Origin of the sequence: Maribacter huludaoensis (assembly GCF_029350945.1) — a bacterium.
Classification (GTDB): Bacteria; Bacteroidota; Bacteroidia; order Flavobacteriales; family Flavobacteriaceae; genus Maribacter; species Maribacter huludaoensis.
Genome location: NZ_JARKMS010000001.1, coordinates 903592 through 921099 on the forward strand (window position 1 = coordinate 903592; position 17508 = coordinate 921099).

Consider the following 17508-nt stretch of genomic DNA (forward strand, 5'->3'; position numbering starts at 1 on the left):
ATAATGAAACATACATATACTATAAGTGGCATGACCTGTAATGGATGTAGGTCTCACGTAGAGCACACTTTATCTACCGTAGAAGGAGTTTCTAAGGCTACAGTGAATTTAGAGAAAGCAGAAGCGGTTTTGGAGATGGACAAAGAATTGTCATTGAAAAAGTTGCAAAATGCCATGAAAAAAGATGGCGGTCATTATGCTATTCATGAATTAGGAGCGCATCATCATAAAGAAGTGAAGCCTAAGAAAGTAGAAAATGGCAATGGTACTTTTTATTGCCCCATGCATTGCGAGGGAGATAAAACCTATACAGAGCCTGGTGATTGCCCGGTTTGTGGTATGGATTTGGTAGAAGAGGCGAGTGTCAGTAGTCATAAAGGTCAGGAATATACGTGCCCAATGCACCCTGAAGTGGTTCGTGATGAACCGGGTGATTGCCCTATTTGTGGTATGGATTTAGTGCCAAAGCAAGCTGATGTTTCTGCTGAAGAGAAAAGTTATAATAAGCTTTTAAAAAAGTTTAAAATAGCGGTGGCTTTTACGTTGCCCATTTTTATTGTAGCAATGTCAGAAATGATACCGAACAATCCGCTTCACAATATTTTGAGTTTAAGAAATTGGAATTGGGTGCAGTTTGCATTATCAATCCCTGTTGTGTTTTATGCAACTTGGATGTTTTTTGAGAGAGCCTATCGTTCTGTAAAAACATGGAACTTGAATATGTTTACATTGATTGGTATTGGGGCAGGTGTAGCGTGGTTATTTAGTGTATTGGCTATTTTGGCACCTGATTTTTTTCCTCCGCAGTTTAAGACAGACCAAGGTACGGTTCATGTATATTTTGAGGCAGCTACGGTAATATTGACTCTAGTTTTGTTCGGACAGCTATTAGAGGCTCGTGCGCATAGTAAAACTAATTCTGCGGTTAAAGAACTTCTTAAGCTAGCTCCAAATAAGGCAATTCGCATTGTTGATGGTAAAGAGGAGACAATTGCAATAGATAACATAGTAAAAGGAGATTTGCTTAGGGTGAAACCAGGGGATAAAATACCTGTTGATGGTAGTGTACATGAAGGCGAAAGCACGGTAGATGAATCTATGATAACGGGCGAGCCTGTTCCGGTTCAAAAAGTAGAGGGTGATCATGTAAGTTCTGGGACAATTAATGGTAAGCGTTCTTTTGTGATGATAGCAGAGAAGGTTGGTTCGGATACGTTGCTATCCCAGATTATTGACATGGTGAACAAGGCAAGTCGTAGTCAGGCACCAATTCAAAAATTAGCGGATAAAATCTCTAGTTATTTTGTACCTGCTGTGGTGTTCATTTCTGTAATCACCTTTATTGTTTGGGTCATTTTTGGTCCAGAACCTGCTTATGTATATGCTTTGGTCAATGCTATTGCTGTATTGATAATAGCTTGTCCATGCGCCCTAGGTTTGGCTACGCCAATGTCCGTTATGGTGGGTGTAGGTAAAGGAGCGCAATCTGGCGTGCTGATAAAGAATGCAGAAGCTTTAGAGCGAATGGATAAAATTGACACGCTAATTGTAGATAAGACCGGTACAATTACGGAAGGGAAACCATCTGTAGAAAAGGTGGGTAGTATTTCTGAGATTAACCAAGAAAAGGTATTGCAATATATTGTTTCATTAAATCAGCAAAGTGAGCACCCATTGGCAGATGCAACTGTAAAGTATGGCAAGGCAAATAATGTAAACGTTTTAAAGGTTGAAGATTTTAATTCGGTTACAGGTATGGGCGTCACTGGTAAAATAAATGGGGAGTTTATTGCCTTGGGTAACGAAAAGATGATGAATGAGGCTCAAGTATCCATTTTAGATAGTTTAAAGGCAGATGTAGTTTCTCATCAAAAACTTGGAAAAACAGTTTCTTACTTGGCAATTGGTGATAAGGCAGTTGGTTTTGTTGCAATCGGAGATAAAATTAAAAAGACGAGTAAAAAAGCTATTGAAGAGTTGCAGAAAGCCGGTATTGCGGTGATAATGCTTACCGGAGATAATCATGATACGGCAAAAGCGGTAGCGGAACAATTAAGCCTGGCAGATTTTAAAGCAGGTATGTTACCACAGGATAAATTGGCGGAGGTTGAGCGTTTACAATCTGAAGGAAGAAAGGTAGCTGTTGCAGGAGACGGTATTAATGATGCGCCTGCTTTGGCTAAAAGCGATGTAGGTATTGCCATGGGTACGGGAACAGATGTCGCCATTGAAAGTGCTGCAATTACTTTGGTAAAAGGAGATTTACATGGAATTGTAAAAGCATATAACCTTAGTAATGCGGTTATGAAGAATATAAAACAAAATTTATTTTTCGCATTAATATATAATTCGGTAGGTATACCAATTGCGGCGGGAGTGCTTTATCCTGTTTTCGGGATGTTGCTTTCGCCTATGATAGCCGCTTTGGCTATGAGTTTTAGTTCTGTTTCGGTCATTGCAAATGCATTACGACTACGAACAGTAAAAATTGATTAATCAAATTGAATATTAAATGAACAAATATATAATAGTAATACTAATGACTTTGCTGTCTGGACTTGTTTTTTCGCAAGAGAAAGTAGAAGGTGTAGTGCTGGATTCTGAAGGCGCAAATGCCTTGGGTCTCTCAGGGGCAAATGTTTACTGGCAAGATTCTCAAACGGGAGTAGTGACAGATTTCGATGGTAATTTTTCCATTCCATATCTGAAAGAGTTCAATAAATTGATCATTAGTTATGTTGGTTTTGAGTCTGATACGTTAACCATTAACGAACCTAAAACAATACGGGTTAGTCTAAAGCCATCTAATGAATTAGATGAGGTTGTTGTTCAGCAGCAAAGAGATGCTATACAAAAAACGTATTTCAATCCGCAGAACGTGATTACGGTAAACAGTGATGAGTTGTTAAAAGCCGCTTGCTGTAATCTGGCGGAAAGTTTTGAAACCAATCCGGCAATTGATGTAAATCTTTCTGATGGATTAACGGGAACCAAGCAAATTCAAATGTTAGGATTAACGAGTCCGTATTTATTAATAACTCAAGAAAACATTCCTATGGTTCGTGGGGCATCACAGGCATACGGATTAACATTTACACCTGGTACTTGGATAGAGAGTATTCAAATTACCAAAGGTGCAGGTAGTGTGGTCAATGGTTACGAAAGTATTTCAGGTCAAATTAATACCGAGTTGGTAAAGCCGTTAACCGATAATGCAGTTTTTGTAAATGGTTATGCCAACCAAAACGGGCGTTATGAGTTGAATACACATTTCAACAGAAAGCTAACGGATAAGTGGAGTACAGGTTTATATATACATGGAAATAAGCGTACTCAAAAAGAAGATGGTAATGATGACGGTTTTTTAGATGCACCTTTAGCAGATCAGATTAATGTCATGAACCGTTGGCAATATCAAGATGCGGAAAAAGGATTTGTCAGCTTTTTTAACGTTCGTTTTTTAAATGATGAAAAACAAGTGGGGCAAGTAGATTTTAATCCTGATACAGATAGAGTAGATGGAGGTAATAGGTCACGGAGCGGAGCCGAAGTTCCTGCACTGAGCGGAGCCGAAGTGTGGGGAAGCGAAATTAACACCCGTCGTTTTGATACTTCTTTAAAACTCGGCTATGTTTTTCCAGAATTGCCCTTTCAAAGTTTAGGGTTTCAAACGTCTTATAGCTTACATAAGCAGGACTCTTATTTCGGATTTAGAACCTATGATATCAATCACGAGAGCCTTTATAGCAACTTAATATTTAATTCCATTATTGGAGATACCAGAAATAAATTTAAAACCGGAATCACCTTTGCTTATGATGGTTATGATGAAATGGTGACAACTACAGATTATTCTCGTGTAGATAATTCCGTTGGTGCTTTTTTTGAATACAGCTATGAAAATCTGGAAAAAGTGAGTCTCACCGCTGGTTTACGGGTAGATAATCATAATAGATTGGGAACTTTTGTAACACCAAGATTCCATATTAGATATACCCCTTGGGAAAAGGGAAGCTTACGAGGTTCGTTTGGTAGAGGTAAAAGAGCTGCCAATATTTTTGCCGAAAATCAGCAATCGTTCGCCTCTGCTAGGCAAATTAATATTGCAGGTTCGGGTGGTGATGTGTATGGTTTAGAGCCAGAAGATGCATGGAATTATGGAGTTAGCTTTCTACAAGGATTTAATTTCTTCAACAGAAAGGGAGATATTTCTTTAGATTATTACATCACTGATTTTGAAAACCAAGTGGTGGTGGATTGGGAAAATCCGCAAGAAGTTTCTTTTTATAATTTGGAAGGAGAGAGTAGTGCTAAAAGTTTTCAAGTAGAATTAAATTATGAGCTTTTGACCCGTCTTAATTTTAGAACATCGTATAAGTTTTATGATGTATCTACGGATTATAAAAGCGGAAATCTACAGAAACCATTACAAGCACAACATCGATTTTTTGTTAATTTAGGGTATGAGACCGAGGCTAAGGATAATGGTGCGCAATGGAAATTTGATTATACCCTTCATAGTTTTGGAGAAGCGCGGTTGCCAGACACTAGTGCTAACCCGGTGGAATACCAATTACCTGCTTTTTCCCCAACATATAATCTAATGAATGCTCAAGTGACAAAAGTATTCTCTAATTCATTTGAAGTGTATTTGGGTGGTGAAAACCTTTCGGATGTGCAGCAAATTAATCCTGTATTGGGCGCTGATAACCCTTTTGGTCCCAATTTTGATACAACAATAGTGTATGCGCCAATAATGGGTAGAATGTTCTATGGCGGATTCCGATTTAAAATTTTATAAATAACAAATACAATAATACCTATGAAAACAACAATTTTATCAGTGGCAATAATGTTGATTGCAGTATTGACCTATGCTCAAGACAAGAACAAAAAAATGACTTTTGACGTAAATGGTAGATGTGCCATGTGTAAAGAGCGCATAGAGGAAGCTGCATTAAATGTAAAAGGCGTGAAATATGCCAATTGGAGTATACCTACACATCAGTTAGATGTAATTATGGATGAACGTAAAACCGATGCTATGAAAATAAAAACAGCAATTGTAGCCGTAGGTCATGATACCAAAGAATTAAAAGCTACAGAAGAAGCTTATAATAGTGTGCACCCTTGTTGTAGATATAGGGAAGATAATTCTGATGACGGTCAACATCATGATAATTAATTAAGTGTTGGTGCAGCGTGTAATTCTAAAAAAGAAGAAGATCGTGTTTTAGTTAATCTTTTGCCAACAAAATATTCACGGATCAAAATCTGAAATACATTAGCTATAGATTTATTTTAAAATTCTATACCAATGGCACAAGCAAAATCAGCAGGGAAACCAGCTGCAAAGCCTGCACCGGCAAAAGCTGGTAAAAAGGCCGCCCCAAAAGCTGCTCCTAGAAAGAAGTAGTCTAGTTATTGCCTTTAGAAGGCGATACTGTTTGGACGATAAAACCACCTTTTGTAAATAAAGAAGGTGGTTTTTTTATTGATATAAGTATAAAAAAAGCTGCACTTGAAATTTTCAAGTGCAGCTTTAAATTTAATGTACGTCCGCAAACAAGCTAATAATTGCTTGTGGCGGCTCGCCACTACATCATGCCTGGCATTCCGCCACCGCCACCCATAGGGGGCATTGCCGGAGCATCTTCTTTAATATCTGTTAAAGCACATTCAGTAGTTAAGATCATTCCTGCAACAGAAGCAGCATTTTCTAATGCTACCCTAGTTACTTTCTTAGGATCTATAATACCAGCTTTCATCATTTCTACATACTTTTCAGACTTGGCATCATAACCGTAGTCGCCTTTACCTTCAAGTATTTTTGCGATAACTACAGAACCTTCTCCACCTGCGTTAGAAACTATTGTTCTTAAAGGAGCTTCAATGGCACGAGCTACAATTTGTAGACCGGTTGCCTCATCTTCATTATCAGTAGATACTTTAGAAAGAACAGATTTTGCTCTTACCAATGCAACACCACCTCCTGCAACGATTCCTTCTTCAACCGCAGCTCTTGTAGCGTGTAATGCATCGTCAACTCTATCTTTTTTCTCTTTCATTTCAACTTCAGAAGCTGCACCTACGTAAAGTACGGCAACACCACCGGCCAATTTAGCCAAACGTTCTTGAAGTTTTTCCTTATCGTAGTCAGATGTCGTAGTCTCAATTTGAGATTTAATCTGGTTAACTCTTGTTTTAATATCTTTTGCAACACCGCCACCATTAACAATAGTTGTATTGTCTTTGTCTATCTGGACTTTTTCACAAGTACCTAACATGTCTAAAGTAGTGTTATCCAAAGAGAAACCTCTTTCCTCAGAAATAACGGTACCACCAGTTAAGATTGCAATATCTTCTAACATTGCTTTTCTACGGTCACCAAAACCTGGAGCCTTAACAGCCGCAATTTTTAAAGAACCTCTTAATTTGTTTACTACCAATGTAGCCAATGCTTCACCATCAACATCTTCGGCAATAATCAATAACGGTTTACCTGATTGCGCAACTGGCTCTAATACAGGAAGTAGGTCTTTCATTGAAGAGATTTTCTTGTCAAATAACAAGATATAAGGACTTTCTAAATCAGAAACCATCTTTTCAGAATCGGTAACAAAATATGGAGAAAGGTAACCTCTGTCAAACTGCATACCTTCAACAACGTCAACGTATGTGTCTGTACCTTTAGCTTCTTCAACGGTGATGACACCTTCTTTACCAACTTTACCGAAAGCTTGAGCGATCAAGTCACCAATAGTTTCGTCGTTATTAGCTGAGATAGAAGCAACTTGCTTAATTTTCTCGGAAGAATCACCAACTTTTTTAGATTGCTTCGATAAATTTTCAACAATAGCTTCAACAGCTTTGTCAATACCTCTTTTAAGATCCATTGGGTTGGCGCCGGCAGCAACGTTCTTTAAGCCCTCTTTTACGATAGCTTGGGCAAGAACGGTAGCGGTAGTAGTACCGTCACCTGCAAGATCGTTGGTTTTAGAAGCAACTTCTTTAACCATTTGTGCACCCATGTTTTCTAACGGGTTCTCTAATTCTATTTCTTTTGCTACGGTAACACCATCTTTAGTTACTTGTGGAGCACCGAATGATTTACTGATAATAACATTTCTACCTTTTGGTCCTAACGTTACCTTTACAGCATTTGCCAATGCATCAACACCTCTTTTAAGGCCGTCTCTTGCATCTATATCAAACTTAATATCTTTTGCCATTTTAATTTTATTTTGATTAGTGACTCTTTGCACAGGGCAAAAAGTCAAGAAGATTATTGTTTTTTAAATAAAAATTTAAGGGCCAATAGCTTAAAGCCAATAGCCGATTGCTAGTTTTAGATAATAGCAAGAATATCACTTTCTCTCATCATCAAGTAATCTGTACCTTCCAATTTCAGTTCAGTACCGGCATACTTTCCATAAAGAACCGTATCGCCAACTTTAACGGTAACACTGTCATCTTTTGTACCAGGACCCACGGCAACAACTTTGCCCTTCTGTGGTTTCTCTTTTGCGGTATCAGGAATGTAAAGTCCGGATGCAGTTTTAGTTTCAGCTGCCATTGGCTCGATAAGAACTCGGTCTGCCAATGGTTTGATGTTAACTTTAGCCATAATTATTAATTTTTAAAATTGATTTTTAGTTTCGTGGATTAACTAAAGGCAGAAATTATGCCATTGCCTATTTACTGACAAATTGTAAACAAAAAATGCCAGCTTATGACAAGCTGGCATTTAAAATATTTTGTGGTCGTAATGTTATAAACTATCAGACGGTGTAGTCTCATTGGTTACAGGTGGCGTAACTGTTTCTGGCAGTGCTTCTGGCACTACGGTCTCAATATCGTCCCCTTGTAATAATTTAGAATCCGTATCGCCAAAGTTACCTTTAAGGGCAACGTTAGAAGCTAAGATTAAAACTATTAGCAATCCTGCCAAAGTCCATGTACTTTTATCTAAAAAGTCACCTGTTTTTTTTACTCCTCCAACAACTTGGTTGCCTCCTCCGCCAAAAGAAGAAGAAAGTCCGCCACCTTTTGGGTTCTGTACCATGATCACTAATACTAACAATAAGCAAACAACAATGATAAGTATTAGGAAAATTGAAAATGTACTCATTCTAAATTATTTATTATCTTTTCGTAATTTTTCTACCGTCTTAATTCGGTCTGCAAAGAAACTACTTTTTTCTGGATATTTCAAACTTAAAATTTTGTAAGCTTGAATTGCATTTTTATACTTTTTTTGTTCTAGGTAAACCCTTGCTAAAGTCTCTGTCATAAGCTCATTATGGTCAATTTTAGAAGAGCTGGAAATATCTATGGTCGTACTCTGTTCGGTAGGGACAATTTTTGGGTTTGAAGCTATGAACTTGTCTATACGATCGTATTTCTTTTTAATGGCTTCGCTTTTGACCTTGGGTTTTCTTATAGGTTTTGGGGTAACTTTTTGTTTCTCTACCTTTTGTATAGTCTTTTCAATTTTGCTTTCTTTTACCTCTACTTGCGCTTCGGTAATTTCATCTGGGTTATTCTCAGCTACAACTTCTTCAGATTTTTCTAATGGTTTTTTTGAAGCTAGGCTTAACCATTCAGAAAAAGAATATTTTTCTTTGGCATCGAAAGTTAGCGGTTTGCCTATATCCAAAGCATCTTCCTCTTCGGTATTGTCAGGATTTTTAGATTGAAAAAGTGCTGGGTCTAAAATTTTATCGGCATCTTCTTCATTTTGTGGCAATGGTTTATCTTCAGAAGTAATAATTAATGAGGCAGTGGACGCTGCGGCAATAATTTCAGGTGCATTGGTTTCTGTAGCTTCAATTTCGACTTCAACTTCTTCTGTAGCTTCGTCAGGTATATGTGACTCTTCTATTGTGTTGGGAGCATCCTCGTTTACAACAGTTTCAATTTCCTCTGTAGCAAGTGCGTTTTCTACCTCTTCTATTGGTTCTACTTTTTTATTTTCTTCTATTTCTGAAATAATAGTTTCCGAAACATTGGATTGTAGAAAGTCTTTAGAGGTAATAAATTCAAAAAGGACATCTCTATCGGTAGTATATGCCGCAGTTACCTTAAGTGCTTTGTTATACTTGTAGCTGTTTAAATTTTTTAATCCTTTTAAGTGTAGCGCTCGTGCAGCTTGAAAGTAAGGATACTCATCAATAATATCTTCTAAATGTTTGGTATGTATAGGTTCTACCACTTTGGTAGGGTGTTCTAGAAAATATGTAAAGTCCTTAACGTTCATGTTCTTACCAATCTGCTAATGAGGCGTTAAAAATATCTTGTGTCAATCGTTCAAAAATGATTTCGTGGGCTTCGCTCTTAATACTGGCTAATTGCGTGTCTGCCGGGTAATCATAAAAAAAAGAAAAACTTTGGTCAAAAGCGGCATCTTCTTTTAATTGATTATAAAAACGCACTTTAACCCTCACGGAAAGTCTGTTTTGAGCGGCCGTTTGGGCTGCTGTTGCAGACATTGGGGAAATTTTATATTCGGTAATTTCACCTTCGTACAATAAATCTGGGTTGCCGGTACTGATCAGGTCTAAACTGGTTTGGTTTTGAATCCTATCTTGTAACGCCAACGTAAAGTCTCTATCTACACCAGGTTCAAATGTTGAGCCTGGACTTTGGGTTGCGTAATTTTGAAAATAATTTACTTTAAAAGTTTTTGCCTCACCTACATTGCCACCGGTAAAATTGTACACACCGCAACTAAATAAAAGAATTACGGGTAGTATATAAAGAATAGTTTTTTTTAGGTATTTCATGGAAATGAGATTCATTTTGTATTAAAGATCGTACTGCTTAATTTTTCGGTATAGTGTTCGTTCGGAAATGCCTAGCTCTGTTGCTGCGGCCTTTCTTTTTCCACGGTTACGTTCTAAAGATTTTTTGATCAATTCTACTTCTTTCTCTTGTAAAGATAGGGTTTCTTCCTCTTGAATTTCTTCGGCAAAATGATACTTGTCTTCGTAGGATTCTTGAATTACAGAAGGTTCTTCCTGTTTTGGTTCTGGCAGGTGTAAAAGGCTAAGTGAAGATTCTTCTTGAGTATCATGTTCAATATCAACGTCTTCTTCGTCATCGTTACCGTAAATTTTACGAATCAGGTTTTCATTGTCTTTTTGAACCTTTTCAGAATCGTTGTTTTTTAAAAGCTCCATCGTCAACTTTTTAAGGTCGTTGAGGTCGCCTTTCATATCAAAAAGTACTTTGTACAGTATTTCTCTTTCGTTACTAAAATCGCTTTCAGATTTTGTGTTAGAGACTACCGCAGGTAAGTTACTTGTAGTGTTGTGGGGCAAGTAGCCATTTAAAGTAGCAGCGTTAATTGCTCTGTTTTCTTCCAGTACGGAAACCTGTTCAGCTATATTTCTTAACTGACGTATGTTGCCAGGCCATCTGTATTTTGTCAATAAAGACACGGCATGCTCATCTAATCTTATAGTTGGCATCTTGTATTTCTGACTAAAGTCAGATGCAAATTTTCTGAACAATAAATGAATATCTCCTTGACGTTCGCGTAGTGGTGGTATGTTGATTTCAACCGTACTTAATCGATAGTACAGGTCTTCTCGAAAACGTTCTTTCTTTATCGCTTCGAACATATTTACATTTGTTGCCGCAACAATACGTACATCTGTTTTTTGAACTTGAGAAGAACCAACTTTTAAGAATTCACCATTCTCCAATACACGTAGTAAACGAACCTGTGTGGTTAAAGGTAGCTCGCCAACCTCATCTAAAAAAATGGTACCACCATCGGCAACTTCAAAATAGCCGCTTCTGGTTTGCGTAGCACCTGTAAAAGCGCCCTTTTCATGGCCAAATAGTTCACTGTCAATGGTGCCTTCCGGTATGGCGCCACAGTTTACCGCAATATATTTTGCATGTTTTCTATGGGAAAGCGAATGAATAATTTTTGGGATCGATTCTTTACCTACACCACTTTCACCTGTTACCAAAACAGAAATATCTGTTGCGGCAACCTGCATTGCTTTTTCCAGTGCACGATTCAGTTTGGGGTCTTGCCCAATAATTTCAAAACGTTGTTTTATGCTTTGTATGCTTTCCATATACAATGGCTACTAAAAGTTAATTGTTGTCAGAATACCCAACAGCAACACCTTTTAAGGTTGCTGAAGTGCAATCATTGATTTGAACATTTACAAAATCCCCAATTTTGTAGTTTTCCTTAGGGAAAACAACCACGGTGCTTTGAGAGTTTCTGCCCATCCACTCGTTTTCAGATTTTTTAGAAGTTCCTTCGATCAAAACTTCTTGGATTTTGCCTACGTGCTTTTCCGTTCTAAATTGACAGTGGCTTCTTTGTAGGGCTATAATTTCAGAAAGACGTCTCTTTTTTATAGGTTCAGGAACATCGTCTTCCATTTTTCTGCCGGCCAAGGTCCCTGGTCTTTCAGAGTAGGCGTACATGTAACCAAAATCATATTTTACATATTCAAGTGCTTTTAAGGTATCTGCATGGTCTTCTTCTGTTTCCGTTGGAAAACCGCTAATGATATCTTGAGAAATAGCACAATCAGGAATAATTTTTCTAATATTATCTATGAGTTCAAAATACTCTTCAATGGTGTGTAAGCGGTTCATTTCCTTTAAAATACGGTTGCTACCGCTTTGTACGGGTAAATGAATATGGTTGCAGATGTTTTTATGTTCTGCCATGGTCCTGATTACGTCCAGGGTCATGTCCTGAGGGTTCGAAGTAGAAAAACGAATGCGCATCTTTGGGTTTGCCAATGCCACCATGTCCAACAGTTTAGAGAAATTGGTAGCGGTAGCTTTTTGCATTTCAGATGCGTTTTCAAAATTTTTCTTGAGCCCGCCGCCATACCATAAATAACTATCTACATTTTGGCCAAGTAACGTAATTTCTTTAAAGCCCTTTTGCGAAAGCTCTTGTATTTCGGCAAGAATAGATTGTGGGTCTCTACTTCTTTCCCTACCTCTGGTAAATGGTACTACGCAAAAGGTACACATATTGTCGCATCCTCTGGTAATGGATACAAAAGCCGTTACACCGTTGGTGTTTAATCTAACCGGTGCAATATCGCCATAAGTTTCATCTTTGGATAGAATTACGTTTACGGCATCTCTTCCTGAATCTACTTCTTTAATTAGGTTGGGTAAGTCTTTGTAAGCATCTGGCCCAACGACCATGTCTACAATTTTTTCCTCATCTAAAAGTTTGTCTTTTAATCTTTCTGCCATACAGCCAAGAACACCTACTTTTAAATGCGGTCTAGATTTTTTTACCTTATTATATTCGGTCAATCTTTTACGAATGGTCTGTTCCGCTTTATCTCTAATAGAACAGGTGTTTACAAGTACTAAATCTGCATTTTCTAATGTTTGGGTGGTGTTAAAACCTTCGGTTGCCAAGATAGAGGCAACAATTTCACTATCGGCAAAATTCATTGCGCAACCATAGCTTTCTATAAAGAGGTTACGCTTGTTCGTTTCTTTTCCTTCAACTACCAAAGTTGTGCCCTGCACATTTTCGTCTATGGTTTTCTCCATTTTTGTAATACGTTGCGTATAAAATATTTTGGAAGGCAAAGATACTATTATAATCAAAAATATGACAAGATGACATGAATATTTAGGGTTTGTTTAGGCTTTGCACACGAAAATTATTTAGTGTTAGTACCAATTATAACCACCTCTATACATGAATTTAGAAAACTTGACTCAGCACATTAACACGAAACCAGATTTAGAATTCGGTACCATTTTCAGTAGGTCTATTGAACTATTTAAGAAAGTTTGGTTGCAAGGCTTTATCATTTTGCTCTTGACATTTGTTGTTATACTACCGTTTTATATTGTTTTGTATATCCCAATGTTCGCTTTGGGTATAACCGATCCAGAAGCATTGCAGCATGGTGAGTTACCGCCTATGGCAGCTATTGCATTAGCTATTCTTATGCCTGTTTTTTCAATAGGGGTGACCACATTTGCTTTAGCTTTAAATGCGTCATTTTTGAAAATTTGTAAAGAAAAAGATTTAGAGGATTTTACTAGTGATGATTACTTCTATTATTTTAAAGAAGGGCGTTTAGGTAAAGTGTTCATACTTGCATTATATACTTTTGGCCTATCGATTTTAGGGGTACTTGCCTGTGGTGTTGGCGTATTTTATGTCATGGTGCCAATTTCGTTGATACCTGCTTTTTTGGCGTTTTCAAATCATTTGTCTCCTTTAGAAATGGTAAAGGCGAGTTTTACGTTGGGCAACAAAAACTGGTTGGTCATATTCGGTTTGGTGATTATTTCGGCATTTGTGGCGCAACTTGGCTTTATTTTATGTTGTGTGGGCGTGCTGTTCACTGCAATGTTAGGTAAAGTGCCGGTGTATTACATGTACAAGGATGGTGTAGGTTTTGGTGAGGTAAAGAAAATTTCAAATCATTGATAACGCAACTATTAGGTGTTTTTTCATCTAATGATTACAAACAGCTAAATTATTGTCAATGAAGAATTTTGTTTTTCTATTTTGTGCCATCGCATTATCTGTATTTGTTTCTTGTGACGATGACGGACCTTACCAAGATTACCAAGTTGCAAGACCTATTTTGCAAGATGCAATTACGTTTAAGGCAGAGGCCGTATCGGTTACCGAACCTGTGCCAGTGGTATCATCGGGCAAAATTTATGCTTATGGTAATTATATTTTTGTCAATGATGTAAATAAGGGTTTTCATGTAATCGATAATCAAAACCCTTCATCTCCGGAAAGTATCGCGTTTATAAAATTAGAAGGTAATAATGATATTTCTATAAAAGATGATAAAATATATGCCGATAGTTATGGGGATTTGGTCATTTTTGATATATCGGATATTAATAATATTTCAATAGCCGGGCGTATTGAAAATGCCATATATAATAATGGTGTTTGGGCTACGGATGTTGAATATCCGCAGGCAGATTTTTATGAATTCGGCGATATTGATTATGATAGGGATATTGTTATTGGCTGGGAAGTTGTAACGGAAAGAAGATCGGTAGAGGAGTATGAGTCTAGGTATAACTGTGATGGTTGTGTGGTAGATTCTCTTGAAAGTTTCAATGATAGTCCGCAGCCAAGTACCGGTCAAGGCGGTTCTTTGGTCCGTTTTAAGATAATTGGGAATTATTTATATGTCGTAGATTATAGTGATATAAATATTTTTGACATTACAGATGTAGAGGATGTACAGGTTTTGGACGATGTTCAGGTAGCCTGGGATATTGAGACCATATATAATCAAGGCGATATTTTATTTATAGGGGGCTCGCAGGGCATGTACATTTATGGAATTAAAAATCCGGAAAAACCAAAATTTATCTCAGAATTCAGGCATGGTACCGCTTGTGATCCTGTTGTGGTCGATGGCGGTTATGCATATGTAACCTTAAAAGGTGGTAATTTTTGCGGAAATACGGAAAGTGGTCTTTATGTCATAGATATTTCTAACCTTGAAAATCCTGAACTAAAGGTTATCTACCCTATGGACGGTCCAAACGGATTGGGGATAAAAGATGATACGCTCTTTGTCTGTGATGGAGATTCTGGTTTAAAGGTTTATGATAAGACCAACGCTCCAAATCTTAAGTTGATCAACACTTTTAAAAATATTGTAGCTTATGATGTTATTCCCTTGCCGTCATCTTTACTGATGATAGGTGACCGAATATTATACCAATATGAATATGTAGATAATGATATAAAATTACTCAGTACTCTACAGTTATAAAATTATTATTAGGTTAAAAAAAAGGAAGCTCGATCGGCTTCCTTTTTTTTAGTTTAAGCCACTAATTGGTTTATGCGTTGTAATATACAGGTGATAATATGCGTTAATTTCATGATTTTATTTGGTTGAACTCTGTTGAAATATGAGGAAAAATAAAATCTGGAAATTCCAAAGTTTAATTTTTAGTATACATTTGTAAGTATAAACAAGGTTGATGGCGAAAAATTTAGTAATTGTTGAGTCTCCTGCAAAGGCAAAAACTATAGAGAAGTTTTTGGGAAAAGATTATAAGGTAGAATCTAGCTTTGGTCACATAGCGGATTTACCTTCAAAGGAGCTGGGAGTAGATGTTGAAGGCGATTTTACACCTAAATATATAGTTGATAAAGACAAGCAAGCTTTAGTGAAAAAACTTAAGAGTTTGGCGGATAAGGCAGAAACTATATGGCTAGCAAGTGATGAGGATCGAGAGGGAGAGGCTATATCTTGGCACCTTGCAGAAGAACTGGGCTTGGACAAGAAGAAAACAAAGCGAATTGTTTTCAACTCGGTTACAAAAGCAGCTATTCAAAAAGCGATCGAGAACCCAAGAGAGATCAATTTTAACCTTGTAAATGCACAACAAGCTAGGCGTGTTTTGGACCGTTTGGTTGGGTACCAGTTATCTCCCGTACTATGGAAAAAAATTAAGCCAGGTCTTTCTGCCGGTCGTGTTCAGTCTGTAGCCGTAAGGCTCATTGTAGAACGAGAAAGGGATATTGAAGGTTTCGAGCCACAGGCATCGTTTAAGATTGCAGCGGAATTTCAAACAGAATCCGGAAGTGTATTTTCTGCAAAACTGAACAAAACTTTTTCTACCGAGGAAGAAGCGAAGGCATTTTTAGAAAAAAATAAGGCAGCTGATTTTTCTATAAGTAAATTAGATAAAAAACCGGCTAAGAAATCGCCATCTGCACCGTTTACCACATCTACATTACAACAAGAAGCATCAAGAAAATTATATTTTTCTGTAGGTAGAACCATGCAGGTAGCCCAACGTTTGTATGAAGCAGGTTTAATAACCTACATGAGAACAGATAGTGTCAACCTTTCTAATGAAGCATTGGCATCTGCCAAAGAAGCTATTGAAAAGAACTACGGTAAGGAATATAGCGAAACAAGAAATTTTAAAGGAAAGTCTAAAGGGGCCCAAGAGGCACACGAAGCCATTAGACCTACGGATATGGGAAATCAATCTCCGTCATTGGAGCGTGATCAATCTAAACTATATGATTTAATTTGGAAACGTACCGTTGCATCTCAAATGAGCGATGCTCAATTGGAACGTACCAATGTTAGGATAAAGGCAAACAAACATTCAGAAGAATTTACGGCAAACGGTGAAGTTATAAAGTTTGACGGTTTCTTGAAAGTTTACATGGAAGGTGTAGATGATGAGGACGTTGCCGAAGAGCAAGAAGGTATGTTGCCGGCAATGAAGCAGGGAGAGCGTTTGTTGAACAATTTCATATCTGCCACAGAACGTTTTACAAGGGCGCCATACAGATTTACGGAAGCATCTTTAGTTAAGAAATTAGAAGAGTTGGGAATTGGTAGACCGTCTACATATGCACCCACGATATCTACGATACTCAACCGAGGTTATGTGGAGAAAGGTACTATAGAAGGTACTGAGCGTAAGTATCAGCAATTGATATTGAAGTCTGATGAAATAGAAACAAAGAACCTTACCGAAAATGTAGGTTCGGACAAAGGTAAAATGGTACCAACGGATATTGGTATGATCGTAACCGATTTCTTGGTGAGTAATTTTGCCAATATATTAGATTACAATTTTACCGCCCAGGTGGAAGAAGATTTTGATGAGATAGCTTCAGGTGATGAAGACTGGAAGAAAATGATGAAAGAGTTCTATAAAGACTTTCATCCAAATGTAGTAGATGTAGAAGAAAATGCAGACCGCGCAAGTGGAGAAAGAATATTAGGTAAAGATCCTAAATCTGGCAAACAAGTATCTGTCCGTTTAGGTAGATTTGGACCTATGGTACAAATAGGTACCGTAGATGATGAAGAGAAACCAACATTTGCAAGTCTGCTGCCAGAGCAATCTTTAAATACTATTACTTACGAAGAGGCAATGGATCTTTTTAAGCTTCCTAGAAAATTAGGGGTATATGAAGGAGAGGAAGTATTGGCCAATGTAGGTAGATTTGGCCCATACGTAAAATTTGGAGATAAGTTTATTTCAATGGACAAAGGTGAAAGCGCCTTTGAAATTGAAATGGATAGGGCTATAGAACTTATTGTAGCCAAGCAGAAGGCCGATGCCCCAATTGCCATGTACGAGGATTTAGAAGTTACCAAGGGCACCGGTAGGTTTGGACCGTTCATTAAATGGAACGGCATGTTCATCAACGTAAACAAAAAGTATGATTTTGATAACCTATCAAATGATGACATAATAGAACTTATCGAAATTAAAAAGCAAAAAGAGATCGATAAGGTTATTCATAACTGGGAAGAAGAAGGTATACGTATAGAAAAAGCCAGATGGGGTCGTCATAATGTAATTAAAGGTAAGATCAAAGTAGAATTGGCTAAAACGGTAGATGTAGTAAATATGTCCTTAGAGGAAGCCCAAAAGTTGATCGAAGCGAAGACACCCAAGAAAAAAGCTCCAAAGAAAAAGGCAAAAGCTAAACCTAAAACAAAAAAGTAATTTAATTTTAGG

13 protein-coding genes are annotated in these 17508 nt (G+C 37.4%); 6 read left to right on the top strand and 7 right to left on the bottom strand.

All coding sequences use genetic code 11. The features are described 5' to 3' along the window. The first annotated feature begins 3 nt into the window (after positions 1–3). Genes PXC01_RS03945 through PXC01_RS03955 form a run of 3 tightly spaced genes read left to right on the top strand, consistent with a single transcriptional unit; the run spans position 4 to position 5185 of the window. Positions 4–2496 (top strand): heavy metal translocating P-type ATPase, encoded by a 2493-nt coding sequence (locus PXC01_RS03945; RefSeq protein ID WP_276471063.1) that lies wholly within the window; start codon positions 4–6, stop codon positions 2494–2496. A gap of 16 nt (positions 2497–2512) precedes the next feature. Further along, positions 2513–4801 (top strand): TonB-dependent receptor, encoded by a 2289-nt coding sequence (locus PXC01_RS03950; protein ID WP_276471064.1) that lies wholly within the window; start codon positions 2513–2515, stop codon positions 4799–4801. 21 nt (positions 4802–4822) lie between these two features. Next, complete coding sequence (locus PXC01_RS03955) at positions 4823–5185, top strand: heavy-metal-associated domain-containing protein (protein WP_276471065.1); 363 nt, start codon at positions 4823–4825, stop codon at positions 5183–5185. Between the two features lie 412 nt (positions 5186–5597). Here PXC01_RS03955 and groL read toward each other — a convergent pair whose 3' ends face one another. The 7 genes from groL to miaB form a co-directional block, all read right to left on the bottom strand. After that, a complete protein-coding gene (gene groL / locus PXC01_RS03960) occupies positions 5598–7232 on the bottom strand; it encodes a chaperonin GroEL (protein WP_276471066.1) in 1635 nt (544 codons plus the stop codon). Positions 7233–7348: 116 nt separating this feature from the next. Then, the gene (locus PXC01_RS03965) at positions 7349–7627 is read right to left on the bottom strand and encodes a co-chaperone GroES (protein ID WP_036156781.1); all 279 of its coding nucleotides are present in this window, start codon (positions 7625–7627) and stop codon (positions 7349–7351) included. A 144-nt stretch (positions 7628–7771) separates the two neighbouring features. Beyond that, positions 7772–8131, bottom strand: coding sequence for a preprotein translocase subunit SecG (gene secG / locus PXC01_RS03970; RefSeq protein ID WP_276471067.1), 360 nt, complete (start codon positions 8129–8131; stop codon positions 7772–7774). 6 nt (positions 8132–8137) lie between these two features. After that, a complete protein-coding gene (locus PXC01_RS03975; RefSeq protein WP_276471068.1) occupies positions 8138–9259 on the bottom strand; it encodes a hypothetical protein in 1122 nt (373 codons plus the stop codon). Between the two features lie 4 nt (positions 9260–9263). Continuing rightward, entirely contained in the window at positions 9264–9785 is a 522-nt protein-coding gene (locus PXC01_RS03980) for an LptE family protein (protein WP_276471069.1), read from the bottom strand. A gap of 21 nt (positions 9786–9806) precedes the next feature. After that, a complete protein-coding gene (locus PXC01_RS03985; RefSeq protein ID WP_276471070.1) occupies positions 9807–11093 on the bottom strand; it encodes a sigma-54 interaction domain-containing protein in 1287 nt (428 codons plus the stop codon). A 19-nt stretch (positions 11094–11112) separates the two neighbouring features. After that, complete coding sequence (gene miaB / locus PXC01_RS03990; protein WP_276471071.1) at positions 11113–12558, bottom strand: tRNA (N6-isopentenyl adenosine(37)-C2)-methylthiotransferase MiaB; 1446 nt, start codon at positions 12556–12558, stop codon at positions 11113–11115. 151 nt (positions 12559–12709) lie between these two features. Here miaB and PXC01_RS03995 point away from each other — a divergent pair, with 151 nt between their 5' ends. The 3 genes from PXC01_RS03995 (at position 12710) to topA (ending at position 17496) form a co-directional block, all read left to right on the top strand. Then, on the top strand, positions 12710–13453 hold the full coding sequence (locus PXC01_RS03995) for a hypothetical protein (RefSeq protein ID WP_276471072.1): 744 nt from the start codon (positions 12710–12712) through the stop codon (positions 13451–13453). A gap of 58 nt (positions 13454–13511) precedes the next feature. Next, positions 13512–14777, top strand: a complete 1266-nt coding sequence (locus PXC01_RS04000) for an LVIVD repeat-containing protein (RefSeq protein WP_276471073.1) — start codon at positions 13512–13514, stop codon at positions 14775–14777. 214 nt (positions 14778–14991) lie between these two features. Further along, positions 14992–17496 carry a type I DNA topoisomerase gene (gene topA, locus PXC01_RS04005; protein ID WP_276471074.1) on the top strand — a complete coding sequence of 835 codons (2505 nt, stop codon included), beginning with the start codon at positions 14992–14994 and terminating at the stop codon, positions 17494–17496. Positions 17497–17508: the final 12 nt, after the last annotated feature.

Bases quoted from the DNA above. Each gene is read 5' to 3' on its own strand.
- secG (WP_276471067.1), bottom strand. From the start codon at position 8,131: ATGAGTACATTTTCAATTTTCCTAATACTTATCATTGTTGTTTGCTTA.
- PXC01_RS03950 (WP_276471064.1), top strand. From the start codon at position 2,513: ATGAACAAATATATAATAGTAATACTAATGACTTTGCTGTCTGGACTT.
- PXC01_RS03955 (WP_276471065.1), top strand. From the start codon at position 4,823: ATGAAAACAACAATTTTATCAGTGGCAATAATGTTGATTGCAGTATTG.
- groL (WP_276471066.1), bottom strand. From the start codon at position 7,232: ATGGCAAAAGATATTAAGTTTGATATAGATGCAAGAGACGGCCTTAAA.
- PXC01_RS03985 (WP_276471070.1), bottom strand. From the start codon at position 11,093: ATGGAAAGCATACAAAGCATAAAACAACGTTTTGAAATTATTGGGCAA.
- PXC01_RS03975 (WP_276471068.1), bottom strand. From the start codon at position 9,259: ATGAACGTTAAGGACTTTACATATTTTCTAGAACACCCTACCAAAGTG.
- PXC01_RS03980 (WP_276471069.1), bottom strand. From the start codon at position 9,785: ATGAAATACCTAAAAAAAACTATTCTTTATATACTACCCGTAATTCTT.
- topA (WP_276471074.1), top strand. From the start codon at position 14,992: ATGGCGAAAAATTTAGTAATTGTTGAGTCTCCTGCAAAGGCAAAAACT.
- PXC01_RS03965 (WP_036156781.1), bottom strand. From the start codon at position 7,627: ATGGCTAAAGTTAACATCAAACCATTGGCAGACCGAGTTCTTATCGAG.
- PXC01_RS03945 (WP_276471063.1), top strand. From the start codon at position 4: ATGAAACATACATATACTATAAGTGGCATGACCTGTAATGGATGTAGG.
- miaB (WP_276471071.1), bottom strand. From the start codon at position 12,558: ATGGAGAAAACCATAGACGAAAATGTGCAGGGCACAACTTTGGTAGTT.
- PXC01_RS04000 (WP_276471073.1), top strand. From the start codon at position 13,512: ATGAAGAATTTTGTTTTTCTATTTTGTGCCATCGCATTATCTGTATTT.
- PXC01_RS03995 (WP_276471072.1), top strand. From the start codon at position 12,710: ATGAATTTAGAAAACTTGACTCAGCACATTAACACGAAACCAGATTTA.